At 61.0% G+C, this 20,935-nt stretch carries 21 protein-coding genes and 1 pseudogene; 10 read left to right on the top strand and 12 right to left on the bottom strand.

The genetic code is table 11. The annotated features are described in order from the left end of the window. Window positions 1-20: 20 nt before the first annotated feature. From W823_RS47190 to W823_RS57365, 3 genes are all read right to left on the bottom strand, one after another. Entirely contained in the window at window positions 21-539 is a 519-nt protein-coding gene (locus W823_RS47190) for an SRPBCC family protein (protein ID WP_023959897.1), read from the bottom strand. Further along, window positions 536-958 (bottom strand): helix-turn-helix transcriptional regulator, encoded by a 423-nt coding sequence (locus W823_RS47195; protein ID WP_023959899.1) that lies wholly within the window; start codon window positions 956-958, stop codon window positions 536-538. Before W823_RS47195 ends, W823_RS47190 begins: the two co-directional genes overlap by 4 nt. Before the next feature lie 386 nt (window positions 959-1,344). Continuing rightward, window positions 1,345-2,319, bottom strand: coding sequence for a GTP pyrophosphokinase family protein (locus W823_RS57365; protein ID WP_031332669.1), 975 nt, complete (start codon window positions 2,317-2,319; stop codon window positions 1,345-1,347). A 1,266-nt stretch (window positions 2,320-3,585) separates the two neighbouring features. Between W823_RS57365 and W823_RS59675 the strand changes: the two are divergent. The 5 genes and pseudogenes from W823_RS59675 to W823_RS47225 all read left to right on the top strand — a co-directional run. Then, window positions 3,586-4,002, top strand: a pseudogene (locus W823_RS59675) (exonuclease domain-containing protein); the annotation flags it as partial. Window positions 4,003-4,318: 316 nt separating this feature from the next. Continuing rightward, window positions 4,319-5,296: a TerD family protein gene (locus W823_RS59680; RefSeq protein ID WP_369792636.1), complete on the top strand. Its 978-nt coding sequence runs from the start codon at window positions 4,319-4,321 to the stop codon at window positions 5,294-5,296. A 238-nt stretch (window positions 5,297-5,534) separates the two neighbouring features. Continuing rightward, window positions 5,535-5,852 (top strand): WXG100 family type VII secretion target, encoded by a 318-nt coding sequence (locus W823_RS47215; protein WP_152538100.1) that lies wholly within the window; start codon window positions 5,535-5,537, stop codon window positions 5,850-5,852. A gap of 6 nt (window positions 5,853-5,858) precedes the next feature. Further along, window positions 5,859-7,283: a hypothetical protein gene (locus tag W823_RS56700; protein WP_023959911.1), complete on the top strand. Its 1,425-nt coding sequence runs from the start codon at window positions 5,859-5,861 to the stop codon at window positions 7,281-7,283. Next, window positions 7,280-7,594, top strand: a complete 315-nt coding sequence (locus W823_RS47225; protein ID WP_023959912.1) for a hypothetical protein — start codon at window positions 7,280-7,282, stop codon at window positions 7,592-7,594. The genes W823_RS56700 and W823_RS47225 overlap by 4 nt, the downstream gene beginning before the upstream one ends. A 101-nt stretch (window positions 7,595-7,695) precedes the next feature. Here W823_RS47225 and W823_RS47230 read toward each other — a convergent pair whose 3' ends face one another. Then, the gene (locus tag W823_RS47230) at window positions 7,696-8,400 is read right to left on the bottom strand and encodes an SIMPL domain-containing protein (RefSeq protein WP_023959914.1); all 705 of its coding nucleotides are present in this window, start codon (window positions 8,398-8,400) and stop codon (window positions 7,696-7,698) included. Window positions 8,401-8,581: 181 nt separating this feature from the next. Here W823_RS47230 and W823_RS47235 point away from each other — a divergent pair, with 181 nt between their 5' ends. The 4 genes from W823_RS47235 to W823_RS47250 all read left to right on the top strand — a co-directional run bounded on the left by W823_RS47235 (window position 8,582) and on the right by W823_RS47250 (window position 10,667). Next, window positions 8,582-9,031 carry a hypothetical protein gene (locus W823_RS47235; protein ID WP_023959916.1) on the top strand — a complete coding sequence of 150 codons (450 nt, stop codon included), beginning with the start codon at window positions 8,582-8,584 and terminating at the stop codon, window positions 9,029-9,031. Between the two features lie 91 nt (window positions 9,032-9,122). Beyond that, window positions 9,123-9,575 (top strand): hypothetical protein, encoded by a 453-nt coding sequence (locus W823_RS47240; RefSeq protein WP_023959919.1) that lies wholly within the window; start codon window positions 9,123-9,125, stop codon window positions 9,573-9,575. Then, the gene (locus W823_RS47245; RefSeq protein WP_023959921.1) at window positions 9,551-10,189 is read left to right on the top strand and encodes a hypothetical protein; all 639 of its coding nucleotides are present in this window, start codon (window positions 9,551-9,553) and stop codon (window positions 10,187-10,189) included. Before W823_RS47240 ends, W823_RS47245 begins: the two co-directional genes overlap by 25 nt. Next, on the top strand, window positions 10,173-10,667 hold the full coding sequence (locus tag W823_RS47250; RefSeq protein WP_023959923.1) for an HD domain-containing protein: 495 nt from the start codon (window positions 10,173-10,175) through the stop codon (window positions 10,665-10,667). The genes W823_RS47245 and W823_RS47250 overlap by 17 nt, the downstream gene beginning before the upstream one ends. 31 nt (window positions 10,668-10,698) lie before the next feature. Here the strand turns inward: W823_RS47250 and W823_RS47255 are convergent, their stop codons facing one another. The 4 genes from W823_RS47255 to W823_RS58940 form a co-directional block, all read right to left on the bottom strand. Beyond that, window positions 10,699-11,769, bottom strand: coding sequence for an HNH endonuclease (locus W823_RS47255; RefSeq protein WP_023959925.1), 1,071 nt, complete (start codon window positions 11,767-11,769; stop codon window positions 10,699-10,701). Between the two features lie 94 nt (window positions 11,770-11,863). Next, the gene (locus tag W823_RS56705; protein WP_031332673.1) at window positions 11,864-12,739 is read right to left on the bottom strand and encodes a hypothetical protein; all 876 of its coding nucleotides are present in this window, start codon (window positions 12,737-12,739) and stop codon (window positions 11,864-11,866) included. Window positions 12,740-12,804: 65 nt separating this feature from the next. Continuing rightward, window positions 12,805-13,149: a hypothetical protein gene (locus tag W823_RS57820; protein WP_152538101.1), complete on the bottom strand. Its 345-nt coding sequence runs from the start codon at window positions 13,147-13,149 to the stop codon at window positions 12,805-12,807. Window positions 13,150-13,915: 766 nt separating this feature from the next. After that, window positions 13,916-14,083: a hypothetical protein gene (locus W823_RS58940; protein ID WP_235189588.1), complete on the bottom strand. Its 168-nt coding sequence runs from the start codon at window positions 14,081-14,083 to the stop codon at window positions 13,916-13,918. Between the two features lie 564 nt (window positions 14,084-14,647). Between W823_RS58940 and W823_RS47275 the strand changes: the two genes are divergently transcribed. Beyond that, window positions 14,648-15,559, top strand: a complete 912-nt coding sequence (locus tag W823_RS47275; RefSeq protein WP_235189589.1) for a helicase-related protein — start codon at window positions 14,648-14,650, stop codon at window positions 15,557-15,559. Between the two features lie 61 nt (window positions 15,560-15,620). On the opposite strand, the gene W823_RS47280 is transcribed toward W823_RS47275, so the two are convergent. From W823_RS47280 to W823_RS58165, 4 genes are all read right to left on the bottom strand, one after another. Beyond that, window positions 15,621-16,838 carry an McrC family protein gene (locus W823_RS47280; RefSeq protein WP_023959933.1) on the bottom strand — a complete coding sequence of 406 codons (1,218 nt, stop codon included), beginning with the start codon at window positions 16,836-16,838 and terminating at the stop codon, window positions 15,621-15,623. Further along, window positions 16,835-19,081, bottom strand: coding sequence for an McrB family protein (locus tag W823_RS47285; protein WP_023959935.1), 2,247 nt, complete (start codon window positions 19,079-19,081; stop codon window positions 16,835-16,837). The genes W823_RS47280 and W823_RS47285 overlap by 4 nt, the downstream gene beginning before the upstream one ends. Before the next feature lie 139 nt (window positions 19,082-19,220). Then, window positions 19,221-20,288 (bottom strand): macro domain-containing protein, encoded by a 1,068-nt coding sequence (locus W823_RS47290; RefSeq protein ID WP_023959937.1) that lies wholly within the window; start codon window positions 20,286-20,288, stop codon window positions 19,221-19,223. A 3-nt stretch (window positions 20,289-20,291) separates the two neighbouring features. Beyond that, the gene (locus W823_RS58165) at window positions 20,292-20,933 is read right to left on the bottom strand and encodes a DUF4433 domain-containing protein (RefSeq protein ID WP_023959939.1); all 642 of its coding nucleotides are present in this window, start codon (window positions 20,931-20,933) and stop codon (window positions 20,292-20,294) included. Between the last annotated feature and the right edge of the window lie 2 nt (window positions 20,934-20,935).

Raw genomic sequence — 20,935 nt, forward strand, 5'->3', positions numbered from 1 at the left:
AGGCGATACGGGCGTGAGTGCTATTTCTCGCTGGCCACCTGTCGCTGGATCCCTCGGTAGTACTCCTGCTGGGCGGGGTAGTAGTCGTCGAAGTCGATGGCACTTGGGTCTGCGCCGCTCTGTGTGGCGACCAATCGGTCGAGGTAGTACTCCCAGCCTGGCCCGGTGTTCTCGATTGTTGTTGGGTCGTCGATGATTTGGCTCAGCTTCAGTGTCGTGACCCCGTCGGCCTCTGTGAGTTCGACGATGAGGTCCCACGTCCCGAAGTCGTCAGTGGTGCGCACCCGCAGCACTCGTGGTGGCTCGCAGCGTTCGATGTTGTAGCGCGCGGGCGTGACATCGTCGCCTTCGGCGTTCATAGTGAACTCGACGTAGCCCTGTTCAGGGTCGCCTGTGAAGAAGCCGATCCACCGTGCGAGCCGGTCGGATTCGGTAACGGCTGCCCACACGTCCTCTATCGGGGCACGAAAGGTACGAACGAACGCGACTGCGTCGCCCTCCTCGCGCGGGGTGAATGATCCAGTCGGTGTGATGGTCATGCGGTCTCCTCGTCGTGGGTGGTGGATCGGGATTGGCGCCGTGTGCTGCGACGTTGCTTGACGGTGCGGCGCACCTCGGTGTCGAGAGCGTCGAGGGCTGATTCGGGGACCGGCAGGTGGCGGTCAGGACTGCCGACCGTCGACTCGATGCTGCCCGTCGGCGTCAGTTCAGCAATGAACTGTCGGACTTCGTCGATGGGCCGTGCGTCCAGTCGGTAGTGCCGTTCACGTCCTCTGTCTTCGGCGACCACCAACCCGGCGTCGGTGAGCACCCGCAGGTGACGGCTCACGGCTGGGCGCGAGATTGGATGTGCGTCAGACAGATTCGAACAGAGATCAACCACTCGCGTGGGGCCATCGACCAGGGTGAGCAGGATGCTACGCCGCACGGGGTCGGCTAGTGCCTCGAACACGCTCACGAGGAGAATGGTAACTGATCGGTTACCTATCTGCCAGGGTGAGTCGTGAGATCGACGGGATGATGCTCTGGTCTATTGCGCCGGCTCGTCCCGCCTGAGACCTCTCGCGCGGCGTCTCTGGACGAAGCGGCAACCAATCGACAGAAGCAACCAGGTTGCGGGTATCCAGAGGTAACAACTCACTACGTACGTGATACTGAAATAATATATGCCGTCGGAAACGTCGAAAATGGTGCGCTCGACAATCATGAGCAAGATGTTGAAACCGAATACAAACGAGACGTAACTGACGGGCACTGCCAGAACAAACAGATAAATGGAGTATGGCCGTACCAGCCTATTCATGAGCTACGGCACCTCGGGTGGGGTGGTGGTTGCGCTCGTGATCACTGTTTTCCTGCGGCTGGCAACGCGGCCGGATGGAAGATCAGCGCGTCGTCGGCCTCGACAACAGCAACATCGAGCTCGTCACCAACGGCCAGGTAGTCGTCCACATCGATGAAGTCGCCGGCTTCGATGCGTCCTTCTTTGACCAGGAGGTCGCGAACCACAAGCGCTGGTATCAGCCCGCGTTGGCCGTTGGTGTCGGCTGCCAACGCGTAATTGGGGAGACTGCGAACGACCTTGACCTGGGCTACCGCCTGCTCGTTACCTCGTTCTGACTCTCGTGGCTCGTCCACGGTCGTGGACCCACTGGCCATGAGGGTCTCCAACTCGAGAGCAAGGTCGCCAGCCAACTCATCGACGGCGCTGAGCATGTCAGCCATGACCTTGGCCAGTTTCTTGTGGAACGCGCTCGGTTTGAGAGCTTCGCCTGGTTTGTACATGTCTTCGTGAGTCAACTCGCCCCAGGCATCTTGAAGTCGAGTCTTTACCTGTATTTCAACTTTGACTTGATGTGTCTTTATCCCAAGTGTTGTTGGCGCGTCTATAACTGCGTGGAACGCTCGATACCCACTTTCCTTGGGGCTCGACGTGTAGTCGACGGGTTTCTCTGCAAACCCGAATCGATCGCTTTCTGCGCAGGCCGCTACTAAATGATTCTTGAAAGCTCCCAGGTCCCTCATGCTTTTGCAGAGAACCTTTATGCCAAGTATGTCGGATATTGCCGCCTCGACCTCCTCCGCGGAGGTTGGCTCACTCGCCAGCTTGCCCTCGGACAACTTTCTCTTGATTTTGTCCGCGGCACGGGTTGGATCTTTGATGCGCGACTTCGAGCAGTCCAAGCGTGACGAGTCCGCCCCTGGGCCGAGCGCCTGTTTGGCTACCTCGTCGACAAAGTGCTGAGCGCTGGTGATTGCGGCCCTCCAAGCGCCGGCCCGCTCCGCCCAGACTTCCTTGGTCAGTTCGTCGATTGACATTTCCCCCACGCGTCCTCCCAGACTCCAGTTGAGTATCCCCGCCGTACACCCTAGCTGGATGCCCACACGAATGACCGGATGGCCTGCGATGCAGCAAGTTAGCAGAACGCTGACGGTTGTGGCACTTGTTCAGCGATTCGATTTAGTGAACGACGAACGGCTATAGCAAAGGTTGGTTCACTTCGGCACCAGCCGGCCGCCTGTTGGCACCCATCCGACCGCTCTCACCCTCGCCGTGGCACGTCGACCGAGTGTGCGAAGACGTCGACCGCGGTTAGGATCAGCTGTCGGGGAAGTCGGCTTCGTCTGCCGGGGGCATAGTGCGTGTAGATCCGGAGTCTGTGCTGGAGTTTGGCCGAAGTGTGTGGCGAGCATCAGACGGGGCTGCCGAGATACGCGGGGATACGACACTGAGCGCCGCCGCATCCGGGATGAGTGGATCCGACCTATCCCATGTGCTGCGGCTGTATCCAGATTGGCAGCAGCGATTTGTCGGCAACCTGGCGTTTGGTCTGAATGACGATCTACAACGCGCGGGGTGGGCTGAGACTGCAAAGTCGCGGGGACTTGTGACACATTCGCGTTCGGGTATTCCTGGTGAGCAGTAACGCCGCTCGTGTGCTGCGTGCGGCTTGACGTTGGTACACAGGCAAGTTCGGTGCTTCGCTGACTTGCTTCCTGCTGGTACTCGTCGCAGCAGTGTGGTGGCTCCTCAGTCCGGGCGATAACGACGCAGCGGGCATCACGGAGAAACTTCGCATCGACATCCCCTCGAATGCGTCCAAGTCCGCGTCGACGACCCCGCTATTGCGTTGCAGGGTACTTGTTCAGGCGTGGAGTTCTTAATGCCGACGATTGGATGGCGAGAGTATGTCGGCCGATACTTCGATATTGCGGCCCTGGAACCGACATACAGCGCTGCTACCTCGTGCGGGAGCACTCTGATCGAGTGTGAACAGACATACAACACACAACCGGGCAGTGACTCTGGCTACCAAACGTCCGATCGCGTTGATGACAAATACCGAGGAGTGGTCGCTCTGCCGGATTGCATCAACGGCAGGACCAAGATCGCCTGGTCGATCGCCGAATAGCTGCCCTCCGCATAACTTTCGGTGTAGTCGATTCGTAGGAATCGCGTAGTCGAGATGACGGTTAGAGAGCATTCGCAACGTTGGCCGCTACGATCTAGGCCTACGCCCGACGACTCCGGTTGTCCGCGACAGACAGGACGAATCAGTGCCTCTTTCGGCGAGCAAATGGGCAGTGGTCGACGTAGAAACGTCGGGCCTAAGCCCCAACCATCATCGAGTACTGAGTTTGGCGGTGATCACGCTTGACGGCGAAGGCCGGGTGGAGGACGAGTTCACGACGTTGTTCAACCCGGGGTGCGATCCCGGTCCGGTGCATATCCACGGCCTGACTCTGGATCACCTGGCGGGCGCACCGACGTTCGACCAGATCACTCCGAGACTGACCGCGATGCTGACAGGCCGGACTTTGGTAGCGCACAACGCGACCTTCGATCATGGTTTCCTGGCGTCCGAGCTCATCCGAGCGAACACGTCGTCCTCGATCAATCATCGGTTGTGCACGATGGCTCTGAGCCGACGGCTTCAACTCGACGTACCGAACCACAAGCTGTCAACATTGGCGCGGCACTGGAAGATTCAGCAGCAACGCGCACACGACGCCCTCGACGACGCGCGGGTTACATCGCAGGTCTTCGCGCACAGCGCTGCGCTCGCCAGGTCTCTCGGGATGCCGTTGCCGGTGGTCAATTGCGGTCTCGCGAGCCGCGCCTATCCGGACATGGTGATGCGGGTGCCGTGCCCATGGGTCAACCCCGGCGGGTTCAACGCCCACGGTGTATTGGTGCAGGGCATGAGGGTCGCGATCACCGGCGCCACCCGAACCCCGCGGCTCGACCTTGCCGCCCGGCTGACGGCCGCCGGACTCGACGTCATGAAACTCGGTCAGCGGGCGTACAGGAGTCGTCGTGTGCGACGAGCCGTACACCGGAACCCGCAAGCTGGAACGCGCCCTGGCCGCAGGCGTCGCCGTCGTCACCGAGGATCAGATCCTGCAGCTGTTACGAGACGTTCGCGTCGGCGTGCTGAAGAGTGATGCGCCGCAGCCGGTCCGCAAGCGAGGGCCCCGACCGACGGCATCGGAACCGCATCTCCCGTGGTCCGGTCGGCGAGTGCTGGTGCTGGGCGGAGGACACGATGAGGCTGCCGCCGTTCGTACTCGGCTGGTCGACTGGGGTGCTCGGCCCTCGGTGAATTTTAGCGCTGGTGTCACCCACGTAGTAATTCTCGATGGTGGTGACAAAGATCCGCGGATGAAGCGTATTCGTGACCGCGGCCTGCCGATCGTGCCCGGCTCCAACATCATGGGCGATGCCGCGTCCGTGGATGTGCCCAACCACTCGGCTGAGGTACGTGAGGAAGCCATGACGCTAGGTCGTGGGGCTGTCGTCGACATGCCGGATTGGGCATCGACATTCGGCTTGAACGTCAGCTGGAGTGCGGCAACTGTCCGCGACTTCGAGGTCGACGTCGTTGCATTCGAACTGGATGCCGCTGATCGTGTCGGCTCCGACGATAACTTCGTTTTTTATAACCAACCGGCGAGTGCCGATGGGGGAGTGCGTCTGTCGGTGGATGGAGACTGCGAGCAAGGTGTGCGGATCGACCTGACCCAGATCGACGACGACGTGCAGCGAATTGCCATTGCCGCCGCGATCGACGGCGACGGAACGTTCGGCGACGTCGGTGCGCTCGCAGTCGATGTTTCGACAGACGAACGGGCGATCTCCTCGTCGGTGCTCGATGCGGGGACGACGGAACGGACCATGCTCATCGCCGAGGTGTACCGCCGCCACGGCGTGTGGCGCCTGCGTGCAGTGGGTCAGGGGTACGACCACGGTCTCGCTGAACTGGCTGCCGGATACGGCGTCGACGTCGATTCGTAGATAGCCAAGGACCTCTCACCGGTGAGTCGCGTGCTACCAGCATCTAGACGATGTCGGGTAATGGCTCCCCGGACCCGGCTGCGGCTGAAATCGGAGGGCGGTTGGAGGGATTTTGAAGCCCATCACAGAATCTCCACGGTGTTTACCGAGAAGGCCCTCGAGCTCTGGGAACCGGCTTCTGTATAGTGACGTGCAGCTTTGGAAGACTGCTTCCGACCGGCGCTGGGGGGTGCTGAGAATGACGGATCTCAACTTGGATACCGAGCAGATGCTTGCGGCCGCTGCGAAGCTGGCCGCGATGTACGCGGACAGCGATGAGCAGTTCAGGAGTGGTCACCAGCAACTGAGCGGGGCTTTGGCCGAAGGTTGGGTTGGAAAGTCGGCTCAAACGATGGCTGAAGTAATGGGTCGATGGCAGCCGACAGTCGGCGCTATGGTGGCTCGCGTCAACAGTCACTCGGGAGGCGTTGCGAAGGCCAACGGCCGGCTAGTGGAGCGCGATGACGCTGCCGCTGATTCGATCGTGATGGGTTCTACTGCAGCGCTAAACCTTTAGACACCTGTGGCGATCACAATCGAAGACATCGAACGGTGGAACCCCGCCGATATCGAGCGCGTGTTTGCGACTTGCGCAGCACTCGCAACGCATTGTGGGGAAACATCAGTGGGTCTGACGAACTTGGACGTCTTCGCAACATGGGCCGGCGATGCTGCGGCTGCCGCCAGGACATCTTTCGGGAAGACCCGCCTCAGCTACGACCAGCACGCGTTAGAAGTCCTTGGAATCGCTTACGCTGCAAAGTCTGCTGCCGGTGAGATCGAACAAGTCAAGGCCACCCTCAAGGCGATCCGTGCTGATGCCGACCGACTGGGCTTTCAGATTGATCCGACCACCGGAAAGGTAAGTGACCCGACCCCGCCATCAATGCAGGGTTGGTCGCAGGCCGATAAGGACGTATACCGAGATTCCGTTCGAGCCCTGCAGGTCAGGATCAATGATCTTCTGCTCGCCGCTGATCGCGCAGACGACAACCTGGCGGCAGCAATCAACGCGGCGAGCGGCGAGTTGCCAGTAACAGACATTCGCGACACTCCGAACGCCATCGGCGAGAGTAGCGTCAACCGTCATCAAAACCAGGTGAGCGCCTTTACTGAGGTTTACGGCCGCGCGCCGCGGACAGCGAACGAGTGGCGTATGGCGGAAGCGTTGGATTCGGAGACGTACGACCCAAAGAACAACGGTGCCAACGCAACCGTGGTGGTAGGAACTATCGAGCCGCGACCTGGTCACGGCGTCGTGCGAGCAAACCTCTATATCCCAGGCGGGGAAGCTCAGAACCTGACAGTAAATCCGGGCGACGTATTCGGGGGCCGCGCGTTTCCGAACAATTACGGTGACAACCGCGGGCCGAACCCAAGCGCGACCGCTGAACAGTCGCGAGTGTCGATTTACGTTGACTACGAGAACGGCGTAGTGGTTGCCCGACAGAATCCTACCGTGGTGACGAGCGGCCCAAACCCGCCGAAAGCAGATGTACCCGAAGTGAGGGTCGCGCAGGCGCCGGACGGGTCTGTGAGAGTCAACTACTTTGGAACTGACACTTACCAGCCCGAGATTGGTAAGCGGCTGGGGGTCGGAGTCGAGGGTGACATCACGATGCGGCCGAACGTGGATGGAAGTGTCGATGTTGGCGGAACAGTGGGAAGCTTCCCGTCGGCCGAGGTCTACCAGTATCACCAGGACGGAACGACCAGCACACTCGCGAACTACGAGGCGACAACTTCGGAGTGGGGTCCGCTCACCAATCTCCCCATGGGCCCGAACCGCGAGATCGGTGTGGACGTCCCGCAAGTGGGCGAACCGCCCAAAGCGCCTCCACAAATGGGCTACCCAGGGACGCAGCAGGGTAGCGCTCCGCAAGTAGGTACCGAATTGGGATCCGCTGATGACCCGCCTCGCGTGAAGATCGTCGGGATCGAAGAATGAGTGCGTCGCGCAAGCGCATGTTCTGGCGGCTGTGGACATCGTCTCTGCTATGGGCGATCCCGGCCGCCTACGTACTCTCCGCGCTCGGTGTTGCTACTGCGTTTGTGCTCGGATTGATATACGACGGCCACCCAGACGCATTGGGCGACTACGCCCGCGCGGCTCTCGTGGGTTTTTTTTTCTGGGGCACAATCATATTCATCGGAACTTGCTACATCACCATCCCGCTGCTCAGTTTGATCCTCGCCGTCGTTCGTTACGCAGTCCGGGTCCGTCAGTCACACAGGCTGGCGGAGTCGCCGTCAACGTGAGCGGTGGTCCGTAGCGTGCCGGTGCAGTCGTTGGCGGGCGGTCAGGCGGATGGTTCGGTGCGCCTACGCATCGTTGTACGGCGGTAGTTGTCTCGTGCGTCTTAGTCGTGCATCGACGCTTCGAACCGAGCCTCAACCGACGCCGAGATACTGATGCGCTCAGGACGTAGGGACGGGGAAGGTTGATCCTCGCTTCCCATGTCGGCCGGCAGTCCCATTGCTGCGGGTGGCGCTGCCATAATTCTCTCGTGGTGGGGCTCGGCCGCCACGATGCCCAGCATCCCGGGATCCGCGATGGCGACTGCATGGAATGTGTTGTAACCCAGGCTTGCTGTGTAACCCTTGGCCTTTGCCAGCGCGTCGAGTACCGCCTGATCGCGGACTCGAGCAGTGCGTTTGAGCGTCGCCTTCCGCGTCAGCCACCAGTCCAGGTATCCGACGGTGACCGACTCGACGTCCGCAACTTGCGCAATGAAGGGCGCAATTGCCTCGAAGTCGGTGAACGTCACGGTGATCGCGGCGGACGAGAAATAACGCCATGCCCGCTTCTTGCCGTCTCGATCATACGGCCGGTGCCTGCTGTGCTCGACCTGGTCGAATGTCCACCGAGAGACAGGACTGGCCGGCCGATCGTGCAAGGGGGTGACGATGTCGGTCACTTCCCTGACCGCCGCATCCGCGCGGTCAGCAGCCGATGCGCGGCTCGAACCGTCTGCACCCACACGCACGCGAACCGTGCAGCGATTCGGTGCGAACTGGCGACTGGCGTGTCCGCGAACGGTGATGGTGACTGGGGGAGTGCTCATGGATCGAGTGTGCCAACGGGGTCGGACATGTTTCCGCGACTCGGTTCAGGGCGTGGGCCGGTGCGGGCGTCGGCTCGACATTTCACGCCGCGAGACTTGAGAGCAGCGGTGGGTTTGTCGCCGATCGTGTCGGTACCCAGCGCTATGTTGTCACCAGAGAGCGCATCGAGAGGAGGCCACCATGGATGAACCGGACAAGACATCAGACGTCCATGAGTGGTCTGACATGGCGACATGGCTCGCCGAGTCGCTCGTCGACAAACCGGTCGGCTTCATCGTCGAGATGGGTCCGAGTGGGTACGTCGACTATGACGATGCGGACCGCGAAGACGATGTCGTATGCGTCCAGATCCAGGCGCTCGCAGACGGCGTGATGATGCTACGGCGATCACGGACGGTGCTCGGGCACTTACTCATCGCCGACTATTCCTCCGACAAGCTGCCGCTGAACACCTGGCTGTTCAACGACAACTTCGACGACTGCACCGACGGTTACATCTTCACTCGCGACGTGCAGCTGCTCGCCGACATCTGCGTCACCTGGTTCCGCGACAACGGCGGTGCTAGTTCCACCGACGACCTCGGTATGGAATACCGCTACCCCGACGAGCTTCTCCCGCCGACCGACTGACGTCGGGCCACCTGCAGGGTGCCGACTCGACAGTTGTTCGTCTACGGCGTTTGGCTCCACGCCGTCCGATCCATGTTCGTGAGGAGTGCCCATGGAAGAGTTGATGCACGCACTGTGCAGAGCGACAACCACTTTGCCGAAACCAGTGATCGAATGGATGGTTCGCACGGCCAGTCCGTTGCTTCAGCCGTGGTGTGATCTAGTGCGTCGGCCTGAACTCACCGACCAGCAAGCGTGGGACTGCCTGTGGCGCGACGACGCCTTGATCAAGTCGGCGATGAAGATCCCCGGCAAGTGGACAGCGAACGCGAGCTCGGAGCAGTTGGCAGGGTCAGTGGCCCTCTACCTGTCGCGGCCGGATGTGCCAGCGGATCGGATCACGTTGCTGCGCACCCGCCTCGACGCCGACCAGCTTCGTCGAATCGATCTGTTGCGCGCGGTGACTCAGCTTGGTGGCAGCGACCTGGTGTGCCAAGAGATCGTTGCTGAGCCGCCACCGGGTTCGACACGGAAGAGCATGTGGGTCCGCGGGAACTCGCATTGAACGAGCGCTACCGGACGGCGGCCCGAGAAGCTGTCGCCGATCGTGAAGGCAAGACCCGGCGGGCCGTCGCCCGAATCGTCCGAGAGGACGGATTGGTCGCCCGAGCGACAGCAGCCCGCATGATGGAGCCGACCGACCAGCTCCACACGCTTCGTGCCTGCTTGTTCGGTCGTGGCTCGGTGGCGGCTCGTCCCGAGGACGCGGACTGGGTGACGGTGCAGTACCTGTTGGTGCTCGGACGGGGTGCGTCGACGTACCAACACAGCGACGAGGGACTGGGGGAGACGTTGTCGGTGCTGCGTCCGATACTCCGGGCATACATCGACCAGGTGTACTCGCGGCCGCGTAGTTGGGTGACCGATCGTCTGTTGACCTTCGGCGAGGCGGGTGTTGTGCCACTGGGTTATTCGATCTACGCCGACGAGGGGGACTACCTTGACCGGCGGTTCGGTCCGAGTGTGAACAAGTATCAGACGCTGAGCAAAGTCTTTAAAGACAATCGCAACGTGCCACTGCGAGAGCTGTGTGAGCGGGCGGAAGCAGCCGAACTGGCACGATCTCGAAGGATAGTCGAACAATCACAACGAGGAGGTACGGGTGAGTACGAAGGATAACGGGGTAGGCGCAGACCTCATCGCGATCGCGGATACCATTGCGGTGCAAGCACATAAGGGTCAGACCGACAAGCTTGGGAATGACTACATCCACCATCCGCGGTCGGTCGCGCGGCGTGTGGACCAGACCAACACGGCCGCGGTCGCCGCGGCTCTTTTGCACGACGTGGTCGAGGACTCGCAGACGACGCCGGTGGATTTGGCGGATCGCGGCATACCCGCCGATGTGATCGCAGCTGTCGAGCTGCTCACGCGGCGCGACGACGTATCGAGCGATGGGTATTACGCAGCGATCGTAAAAGATCCTGTTGCGCTGGAAGTGAAGCTGGCGGATCTTGCCGACAACACCGACCCAGCTCGGCTTCGACTGTTGGATGAGGCGACGCAGCGCAAGCTGATCGTGAAGTACACCAAGGCGTACCGTGCGTTGGGTCGGGAGGATCTCGCGACACACTTGGCGCTGCGTCCGCGGGCGTAGATCCAGGAGTCTAGGAATCGTTGAGGGTTCTTCAGGACCAGACGATGTCTGTCCGTGAGAAACTACTAATTTGGTTGCGACCTAACCAAACTGGCGTTGCTTCCGGTTGTGTCGAATACAACCCGTGAGCAGTCGCGACGACTCGATCAAACTGACACGGCCAGTTGATACTTGCAGATATTTCGTCGAGCATGGGACGGCCTCTCGCAAGCGCCCGTTGTACGTGCGTTGGCGAGGGCAGGCGGTCGGACTTGTTCGAGTTGCAGTCAGGGCATGCCAACACCAGGTTGGCCAACCCGTCGATGGCGACCTTGGACCACGGCAGCACGTGATCGACGTGCGCTCCGCCAGCCGTAGTGCTTGCGCAATAAAAGCATGCGGAACCGAATGCGTCGGATAGGGCGGCGGCGGGGAGGGTCAATGCAACGCGGTCGACGCCGAAGAGGTGCTCCGCGAGGTCCGGACCTTCCTTGAGGAACGGCTTGTTCATCCGACGTACGTCGTTGACCCACTCGAGCTGGAAGACAGGTCTGAGGAGCGGCGCCAGGCGCGCAAGGGTGAAGCACACCCCAGGGAAGAGCACGACCTGGTTTCCGTGGTCGCAGATGGTGCGTAGTGACCCAGTGCCCAACCAGGAGTCGTCGTACAGGAACCGGTCGGAGCCTGAGCCGGACGCGTTCTGCAGCAGCTTGAGTGGATACCGAACCAGGGTCGTCTTCACGAGTTGGTGGGTGCGCCGATAGAGGTCTGGCGAAGACGTCATCACCATCGCCAGCGGCGGCAGTCGGTCACTGCTGATGGCCGATTGGCGAAGATGGGCAACCGCATCGAATATTACGCCGCGGCCGCTATCCGACTGCTTGAGCAGCGTGCCGTCGAGCGGCCGCATCTGGCGCCAGTACAACTCGACGACTTGGTCAGTGAGGCGATCGAGATCCACTGCGACGGCGGCCTGGGGGTCGTCGGGTACCAATTCGACCGCAGTGTCGAGCAGTGCAATGAGAACAGCGAGCTTGTACGTCGAGACCCGGCGGCCACCTTCCAAAATCGTCACCAACTTCTGTCCCAGAGTCAGGGGGTCTGTGGTAGGCGAGGGCACCATCGCTCGATGTTAGACGGCATCCTCCAACGGTGGACCAGACCGTGCTCAGAAGTGCGTCGGGGTCAGTTAGTCGCCATGCCGTGGCCGGCATTGATCAGATCCGCGCACCGGAGCGCGATCGGCCAGAACTCGCTGATGTCGATCTCGGACAGCGGACGCCCCTGTGCACGCGAAGAGTGGTCCTGGCCGAGAACTGAGCCAGTTCGGAAAACCCGGAGTCGTGGAGGATCGCGTTGTAGTTGGTCCATAATCCGGAGCACATGACGGTGCCAGTGATATTGATCCACAGGTAAAACGGTGCGTAGCGATGTCCGTACGGATGGAAGAAGACACCGCCGCTGGGGCGCAGGCCAAAATAGTAGTCATCCTTCGTCCCACGCCGGTCGTCGACTGCCTCTTGCAGATCAAAGAGGGTTGTCGCACGTGCGCGGGCATCCGGAGTGCCAATGGCGTCCAAGAATGCCGCCTTCGTCCATCGACTGCCGGTACCCGTGGCACGGCCCTTGGCGGTTGCTAGCTCACCACCGTAGGTAGACGGTACGAGGATCTCTAGATCCCCGTGGCGCGCATACGTAAGTTGGACTGCGGTCACCCGGATGTTACCGCGAGTGATTCGATTGAGGTGTTCGACGAGGCGCCGTAGGTCGGAGTCGATCTGGTCGACAGCCAAGCACATGTGGACTCGCCCGCCCGCAATGTTGTTCTCTAGACGCTCTCGCCCGCCATCGCCTAGCGAAGCCAGATCGGGTCCACCTGCGCGAAGCCACTGTCCGTGAAAGTTGCCTTCGCCGCCGAGGCTGATGGCGGATGCGTAGTCCAGGACCTGGCCGATCACCATCCGACGCTTTTCAGAACTGGACGCCAACTTGCATTCGACAACTGTGATGGTGCCATCGGTGTCGACGATGCAGACGTCTGCCGGACCGGCCGACGTATACAACTCGCGAGCAGTGAGGGCATCGTCTGACACGCCGGCTACGTGCCCGGGTCATTCCGCGATGACCTGTTGCAGGTGACTTTCGTCGGTGTACGCCGTCAGTTCTGGGGCCTCCCACCTGCCGTACGAGCCGTACTGGCGGACGAGAAACCCTGCGTCGCTGCCGTTGTCCATGGAGCCTCCCTTGTTGGGATCGATTCACATACTGCGCCGAGATCTTCCCGAACGTCGATGTTCTCGTGGATCCAGGTGTTCCCGTCCTCACGATGGTGATCCTGCGTGACGAACCAGTTGGCAATGAAAACACCTCGACCGGGAACCAGCGTCCAGACCTTGTGCTGGTCGATGACCGCACGTGCACCGGGCCTGGTGACGGCGAGCCACTCGACACGTTCGTCATCCACGCGCGTGAGTTTCCAGAACTCCCAGCCAGCGTTCGCCATTGCGGTCTCCTTTTCGTTGCAGATCTACAGGGTGGCACGGCCGGAGATGACCCCAAGGGTTCCTGCAATGTCTGTGTTCGGCGGACCGCCCACTTCTAACGCAAGTTCGTTGAACCAGTCCCTGGAGTGGCACACACGAACGCTGACAATTGGCCATGCGTTGGCCACGAAGTGGACCGCTTTTGCGGACTCGCCGGCCGACACCAAAGACCCTTCGGGGTAGTAACCCTGGTAATTGAGGACGACCTGGCCGCGTCCGAGTGGGCTGCGTCACAGCGCATTGGGGTGGTGATGAAATAGTCCCCGCTGCATCACTTCACGTTCCGCTTCTGAAAAGCTGCCAGGCGAGTCGAGAAGTTCGATCACTGTGACTGTATCCAGCGGACCGATAAGTCTTATGAGCATCTCGGAGTTGGCGGCCTCTGCCGGGTAGTAGTCCTTAGTCCTTCGCGCTCCGCGGTCCGATCGTGCTGGTCGAGCGCTGCTTGTGCGTGCCAAAAGTCGGTACGCGAGATGAATCCGCCGACGACCGGAAAGCCGCCCTCTGCGAGTCGCTCGGCCCTCGGCTTCCGTTCCCGGCTGCATCCATTCCCAACCAGGCATGGAAAGGTCACTCGGATTCTATTGAGTCGGGACGGGTAGAACGTGAGTGGCCGCTTGCCTGAGGTCTTCCGAATCTCGTCTTCGAACTTCGCGAGATGCTGCCAGGGGAAGTCGATGTCGACACCAGCGGTTGTTCCAGGGTCGAAAGCCGTTCGCCGATCGCTCACCCGGACAATCCTGCTTTGTCGAGGAGGTAACTGGTCACGGCCGGCCAGTCAGGGAACTTGACAAAGCCGATGTGGACGTGCACCTCGTTGAAGTTCTTGACACCGTCATTGTCTCGGTCATCGACGGTGTAATCACCGTGGTTGAGGCTTTTATGGTGGGACAAGAGCAACCGCTTCCAGGCCGGGGTCCCTCGTCCTTGCCGAAGTACTTCTGAACCCACTCAAGCTTGTCTGATCAGGCACTGGGGTTGTTCCAGGGTGCTGTCGACGGGATGTAAGTGTCATCGACCGTCGACAGCGTCGTGGACGCATCGATGGCGCCGTCGAGCGGGATCACGGTCCCGAAGATCCCAGGTGCATCGTCGTACGCATCTCTGTACGTGTCGGCATCCTCCTCGCTGAGGAGGGATATCGCGTGCTTAAGTCGACGAGGGTGTTGTCCATGTTGACGTACGTGATGACGACCCCGAGGTACCCCATCGACATCATCTACATATCGCTGGGCGCGGTGCGACCGACGGCACCGAGAGCAACGACGATCGCGCCGACCAGTCGTTGCGATCGATCAGTACATTTTTGCCGCAATTGATGCACACCGTCACCGGGACTCGTTGGATCTGTCGCGCATCCCCGCGGGGTTGACGGAACAAACTGCGCGACTTGCCATGCATTCGCCGGCGAACTGTGCGTGGCGCGCGCTTGGACGCCTGTCGGTGGACACGTCGGCAGTGACGACTGGTGGTCGATGGCGCGCGGCGGCGATCGTCGCATCTGGCCTGCGGTCTCTGTTCAACCGCTGGGAATCTGCACTGATCCTGGACAACCTGTACGGAGTGGATCCACCGTATTGGCAGAAGGTGCTCAGCTACTGTGCCGACGGAAACCTGCAGGCGGTGCTCGACGAGTACCTTTTCCACCTGGTTCAGGTGGAAGGCAACAGCGAGTTCGATGACGAGGCGCTGATCAAGTTTGCCTGGCACGCGGCGGGTGCCCTCAAGCTAAAGCCCGCTGTCTATCGTGCGAAGGATCCACTGCAGGAGGGCAACGACATCGATTTCTCCAGCCGATTTGCTCTGCGGTATGGAGTCGGTACGCAGAACGACGACTCGGCGAGGCCAGGAGAGATCCGGGAGGCCTTCAACTCCCCGTTCTGGCCGTTCGTTCTCGTGTCGACGAGCGTGGGGCAGGAAGGAATCGATTTTCACCCGTGGTGTTCCAATCTCGTTCATTGGAACGTCCCGGGTAACCCGGTCGATTTCGAGCAGCGCGATGGGCGAGTCAATCGCTACCGCGGACATGCAGTTCGGCGCAACATCGCCGACAAGCATGCCCCGCAGATACTCGCCGCGGAGAACCCTTGGCTGGAGGCCTACCGTCTTGCCGAGCAGGACGCGCCCCACACCGACATCCCCGGACTCGCGCCCGATTGGATCTACCCCGGACCGCACAGGGTCATCCGTGATGTGATGCCTTACCAGCTCAGCGTGGACACGGCGAGACTGAAGCGCACCCACGAGCGAGTTGCGCTGTATCGCATAGCCTTCGGCCAACCGCGCCAAGAGGACTTGCTTGAGCTGCTGCAGTCAGCTGGTGTCAGTGATGTCGAGGCGGATTCATGGCGAATCGAACTACGGCCATAGAGGCAAACGTAGCAGCGGTACCCCGTCAGTCGGAAATGGTCGGATGAATAGGGATGGTCTGTCACTCGTCGACACCCGAAAGCCATGCCGCCTCAACGAGTTGGTCGACTTGGGCGAGTAGCTCGAGGGGATGTTTTTTGAGATTGAGAGGGTACTCGACAATTGTGAAATCGGTGTTGACGATTCGGCGCGAAATTGATTGACCGATTCCTCCTGCATAGACTAGCCATGCTGTGCGCAACCGTAGTGCTGTGCAATATGCAAGCATTTGATAGTGGTCGGCATTGGGGTATCGGCCACTCGAGGATGCCACTTTGTATTTGGCGTCGAATATCAGGCGGGGTGTGCGATCGACGATGTGTACTACGTCGGTCTCTAAGCGCACCACCGATTTACCGAGGATCGGTTCATCCAAATAGCTACCGTATTGGGATTCGGTGCGGCCAGGATACCGCCCCGCGAGTGATTCCCGCAGAGCTACAGTTACAAAGTCCTCGAAGACCTTCCACATCTCGACGACGAATGCGGCGACGTTAGTGTCACCCGGGCCGGCTTCGGCCGAGCAGTTGCGTAGGACCACCTCGGCAAGCCGGAGCGCGGGCTGATAGCGGATGTTCAGGCGGGATGGCAGCCAATGGGGCAGTGGGAGGCCACGGGGGATCATCTCCACGCCGTCGAATCGGCTATCGAGGTGTGCAAGACGAGCTCGCAGTGGACCAGATAGTCCGGGTACCGCCAGCATTCGACGCAGTGCTGTTCGCAGGATCCGGTTCTCGGCAGTATCGATGGTGTATTCGTCATATGTGACTTCGAGAGGCAGCATGAGTCCGGGGCGGCGAGCAAGTTGGTCGCCAATTCGGATGCGGCCACGCACGGTCCGCGCGGCTTCGTCCACGGTTCGGTATCCCTGCAGGACGCCGTGTAGCAGTGCTCGCTCGGTGAGTCGAATGATGGACTCGGCCAGTGCTGTCCACAGGTCAGGATGTTCCTCAGCTTGGACGTCCTGGTACGTAGGGTCTAAGAAGCCGGGATCCGCGGCGTAGCCGAGCAGGAACAGAAGTCGGGTAAGCCCCACTTTGTCCTTCGGATTCACCTGTACCTGTAGATCGTCGACTCGCACTGCGCCGACTCGCTTGCGGGGCAACAGTATCCAGAGTCCGTTACCCGCGGGCCGAACCTCGACCAGTCCGGTGCTGGCCAGGGCAGCTGCCGCCGACGTATCGAGGGCGACGGTGCGGCCTGTGCTATCGAGCTCGTCGAGCACGATATGGCCGCTCACACCTCCGACTCGTCCGGCTCTGTCGCAGGAGCCGGCTCGGGTATGAGCGCGGAACTCACCGCATCCAACCCGAATCGCTCCCGGATCGCGATGCGGCTCATACGGCCGTAGTGATGCTCCTCGAGTAGCGGTAGCAGGTCGTACCGCCAAATGCGCTCGAGTCCGACGTCTGTATCGGCGTCTGGCTTCATCAAATACGACGGACCGATCCGAAGGTCGCGGTCGGTGTCATCGATTCGGGAGTTTAGTTCTGCGAGTAGTCGCGCGAGGTGGTGGCCTTTACCATTCGCTGCGAGATAGTTTTCGAGAACACCCCGTACCGGGGGTTCGTCTGGGTGCAGTTCGACGAATGCGAACCGGCGGCGAATCGCTGCGTCCACTAGAGCGATTGAGCGGTCTGAGGTGTTCATCGTTCCGATGATGAACAGGTTAGGCGGTAGTCGAAACGGCGAATCTGGGGAGTATTGCGGCCGGACGGACTCGCCGCGGTATTCAAGCAGAAAATACAGCTCACCGAAAACCTTGGCCAAGTTTGCCCGGTTCATTTCGTCGATGACGAGCACGAATGCGGCGCCGTAGTTCTCAGGGGTGGTGGCTTGACTTGCGATTCGTCGCAAAGGTCCGGCCTGCAGCGCGAACCCGGCCGTGTCAGGGTCGGGACGGAAACCTTCGAAAAAGTCCTCGTACGCGTACGAGGGGTGGAACTGCACCAGTTGGCGGCGGCTGCCGCCAGCGGTGCCGACGATGTGGTCAGCAAGTGCGCGGGCCAGGAAAGTTTTGCCGGTTCCGGGCGGGCCATACAAAACAATCTGACGGCGGGATTCGAGGAGGTCCAAGAACTCTTGCAGGTGGCCACGATCCATGTGGGTGCGGCGGACGAGATCGCCTCCTGCTGGCGGGAACCGGATCGGCGCCGGCGCAATCAGAGCGGGTTGCGGCGGGGTTGGTTCGTCGTCTTCGATGCTGGTCGCGTCGCCGAGGTATCCGGTGAGTAGTTCTACCGCGTCGGTGAGGTCGACGACGCTACCCTGCTGTTCAAGCAAGGTCGGCAGGGGAGGGATGAGGTCGGTGGCAGGGATAGGAACAGCGGACCACTGCGCGGCGCGGCGTAGGCGGGCGCCGGGTTCGCCGACAGTCTCGGGTTCACCGAGGATCGTACCCAAGTGCAGGGTGTCTTCGATCCGAGTTACCACAAGATCTCCGGGCTTCATACGGGTGAGGAATGCGTGGTAATCGGTAGTCAATTCACCGCGCCGCTGGTAGTCGGCATTCTGGTATCCGGCATCGACGGCAGCGCGAACCTGTGCGTGCGTCGATTCTGCAGGGATCGCTCTGAGATAGGTAGCGGCAAGGGACACGAAACCCTCGTCTTCCCAGCGCTTGACGAGGGGTGCACCGCCCTCGGTTCCGGGTCGGACTAGCCAGGCGCGTTGCGCGTCGTCAGAAGTGGGTTGCCACTGTTCGAGGTAGGGGCTCGCATACCAGTCGATCTGATTGGTGGGGTCGGTGTCGAGGGCGCCGCGGATCGCGTGTAGGTCTTTGTCGATCGATTCTTCGTCGTTTCCGGACGCGCCGTCGATGGCGTGGACGTAGGAGTCTCGGATTGCTCGTTTGTGGGCTTTGGCCACAATGTGCTCGTAGTAGCCAGGCCAGGCGAGGTATTGCAAGGAGCATCGGATTCCGGCGCTGTCTTTGGGAGTAAGTCGCAGAGTGCGTCCGAACTCCCATGGATCGAGGAGAGCTGCGGTCCGTGTGGCTTCGGGCAGGGCGGTCCAAGTTTCAACCAGGCGACAAAGCCAGTTGAACTGGTGCCTACGTCCTGAGGTGAAGCCCTGCGCTCCATTGAAGACGTAGCCGTGATCGAGCGCGATGTTGAGTTTATCGGGGAGAGTGGCTGGCGGGTCGGCCCAAGACAGCACTGTGTTGACAAGGTTCCGCTTGGTGTCCGCCTTTAGGTTCCACAGTGGACCGCACTGAAGGTAGAGCAACTCGGCTGCCAACAGCACCGTGCCCCGCGGTGCTCCATCGAGTTGACGTTCGAGCTTGGCGAGGAAGGTGTTGTCGCTGACGTCCGGGTTGTCCTGGACCCTCCGGAGTATCTCTGCTGCGGCATTGGCGGTCCAGGTGCGGGTGGCACTGTCGAGGGGCGAAGGATCCCCGCGCAGACCTGCTCCGAGAATCTCCCATGCGGCGGTTTCGATTTCGGGATGTCCACCGGTCCCCCGCATCAGTGCCTCGGTCATCGTGCTCGCTCTCGTGGTACTGGCAGCAGTCTTTCACTTGACCGTAGTCGGGCGAGGACGTTGAGCGGTGGAGGCATACCGATGCACTAGCGGTGGCGACGGGAATCCTTGAGGACGCGTGGTGCGAAGGTTGACAAAATCAGTCCGCGGGGAGGAGACCGTGACGGTCTAGTGCGAAGAATGCCACACGTATGTGATCTTCGGTGAACATACGCTTCTTCCTGGGAGTCCACCGGTGGACGTGCTTGACAGCACTGTGCCAATCCTTGGCAGCGTCGCGGTTCTCGGTGGTGACCCAGTGCACGGTGGCGAGGAGTTCCATGCCGTACATGGACTCGAATCCGTCGACGATCTGTTGGACCTCTTCGACCCGTGCCGCGGTATCCGGATGATCGACCAGGACCCGGTTGGCTGCCTCGGCGGCGCCGGGCAGCGTACGAATGGGCTCGGCCTCGAGCACGCGCGAGCTGCCGTCGCCGAATCCGGTGAGGTAGTGGCCTTCGACCGTGTTGAGAACGTGCCGAAGATTGTCGGCGTACGGTCCGTACCGGTTCTTCGCGTATTTTAATTGCAGGGGTTCGCCGATTACTTGCAGGAAGTACATGAGCTTCTGCACCTCGAGCGGGGTGGCCCCGAGGGCGACCTGCGAGTACCGGCCGAGGACCGTCACCAAAGCGGCTCTGCCAACCGTCATGTTGGGTGCCTTAGTGGTGTTGGTCATCGACGCAGCACCAGGCGTAGAACCGGGTGCATAAATCCGCACGTCTAAGCCGGGTACGACAGTGAGTGCGGCCAAAATCCTCGGCTCGACTTCGCTCCAGTCGAGGCCGCCGTTACCGCAACCGAGAGGAGGCAGAGCGATCGAGGTGATGCCTCGGTCGGTGATCACCTTCGTCAGGTCGCTGAGGCCCGCGTCGATGTCACTGATCTTGGAGCCTGAACGCCAGTGCCCCTTGGTGGGGAAGTTGATGATGAACCGGGGGCCGTTGAGCGCCCCGGTCTCCCAGACATGCATTTGCCCGAGCCGCACCTCGCCGGCCTTGCATGCCTTCGCGTAAGCGGCGAACATCTCCGGGTACGCCTTGCGGAACTGCAGGGCGATGCCCTTGCCCATCACGCCGACCGTGTTCACGGTGTTCACCAGGGCATCGGCATCTGCTTGCAGCAGATTGCCGGTGGCGTTGGTGATCATGGCGGTGGGCTCCATCTCTCAAAAGTACGAGTCGGGACTGACATGAATAGGTGGAATGGCTATGCCCAGCGTATCGAGATCGGTCTGGACCCGTGCCTCGCGGGTTGAATCGTGGACAACGATCCCGGTGAATGCCTCCCACGGCACCTGTTCGAGTACGAGGCACTCGGCCATACGCCGCTCTACGCGATCGGGGTCCTCGTCGGTGTTCCTCCAGATTCGAAGCTTCATGACCTCCCAGTCGACTAGGTTGTCGAGTTCGGCAATGTCCTCCGAGTATTTGGTAACGGCGAGGGCAGCGTTCCGATCGGTGAACACAGGGGAGAGTCCGTGCTCGATGAGAATTTCGACCGTTGTCAGAAGATAAACCAGGTCGTACTCGTCACCGGTGAAGGTTGCTACGTTTCCGCAGTGAATGGCGAACATCATCGGGCTGCGTGACTTGAAGTAGAACGGCACGTAGTCCGAGACGGAGCCACCTCCAGGTGTAGTGACCATCCGCTCACGCCGGCGAGCCTTGATACCCGGGTTCCCCGCTTCCGTCGTGAGGAGTCCGGTTTTCTGTGCGTGGGTATCGCACAGCAGACCGTTCGTGGCGATCGTCGGCAGGTGATCGATGTGGGTGAAATGGCCGACGGAGGTCGGGATTGGGCGTGGCACGT

This window comes from Williamsia sp. D3 (assembly GCF_000506245.1).
Lineage (GTDB): Bacteria > Actinomycetota > Actinomycetes > Mycobacteriales > Mycobacteriaceae > Williamsia > Williamsia muralis.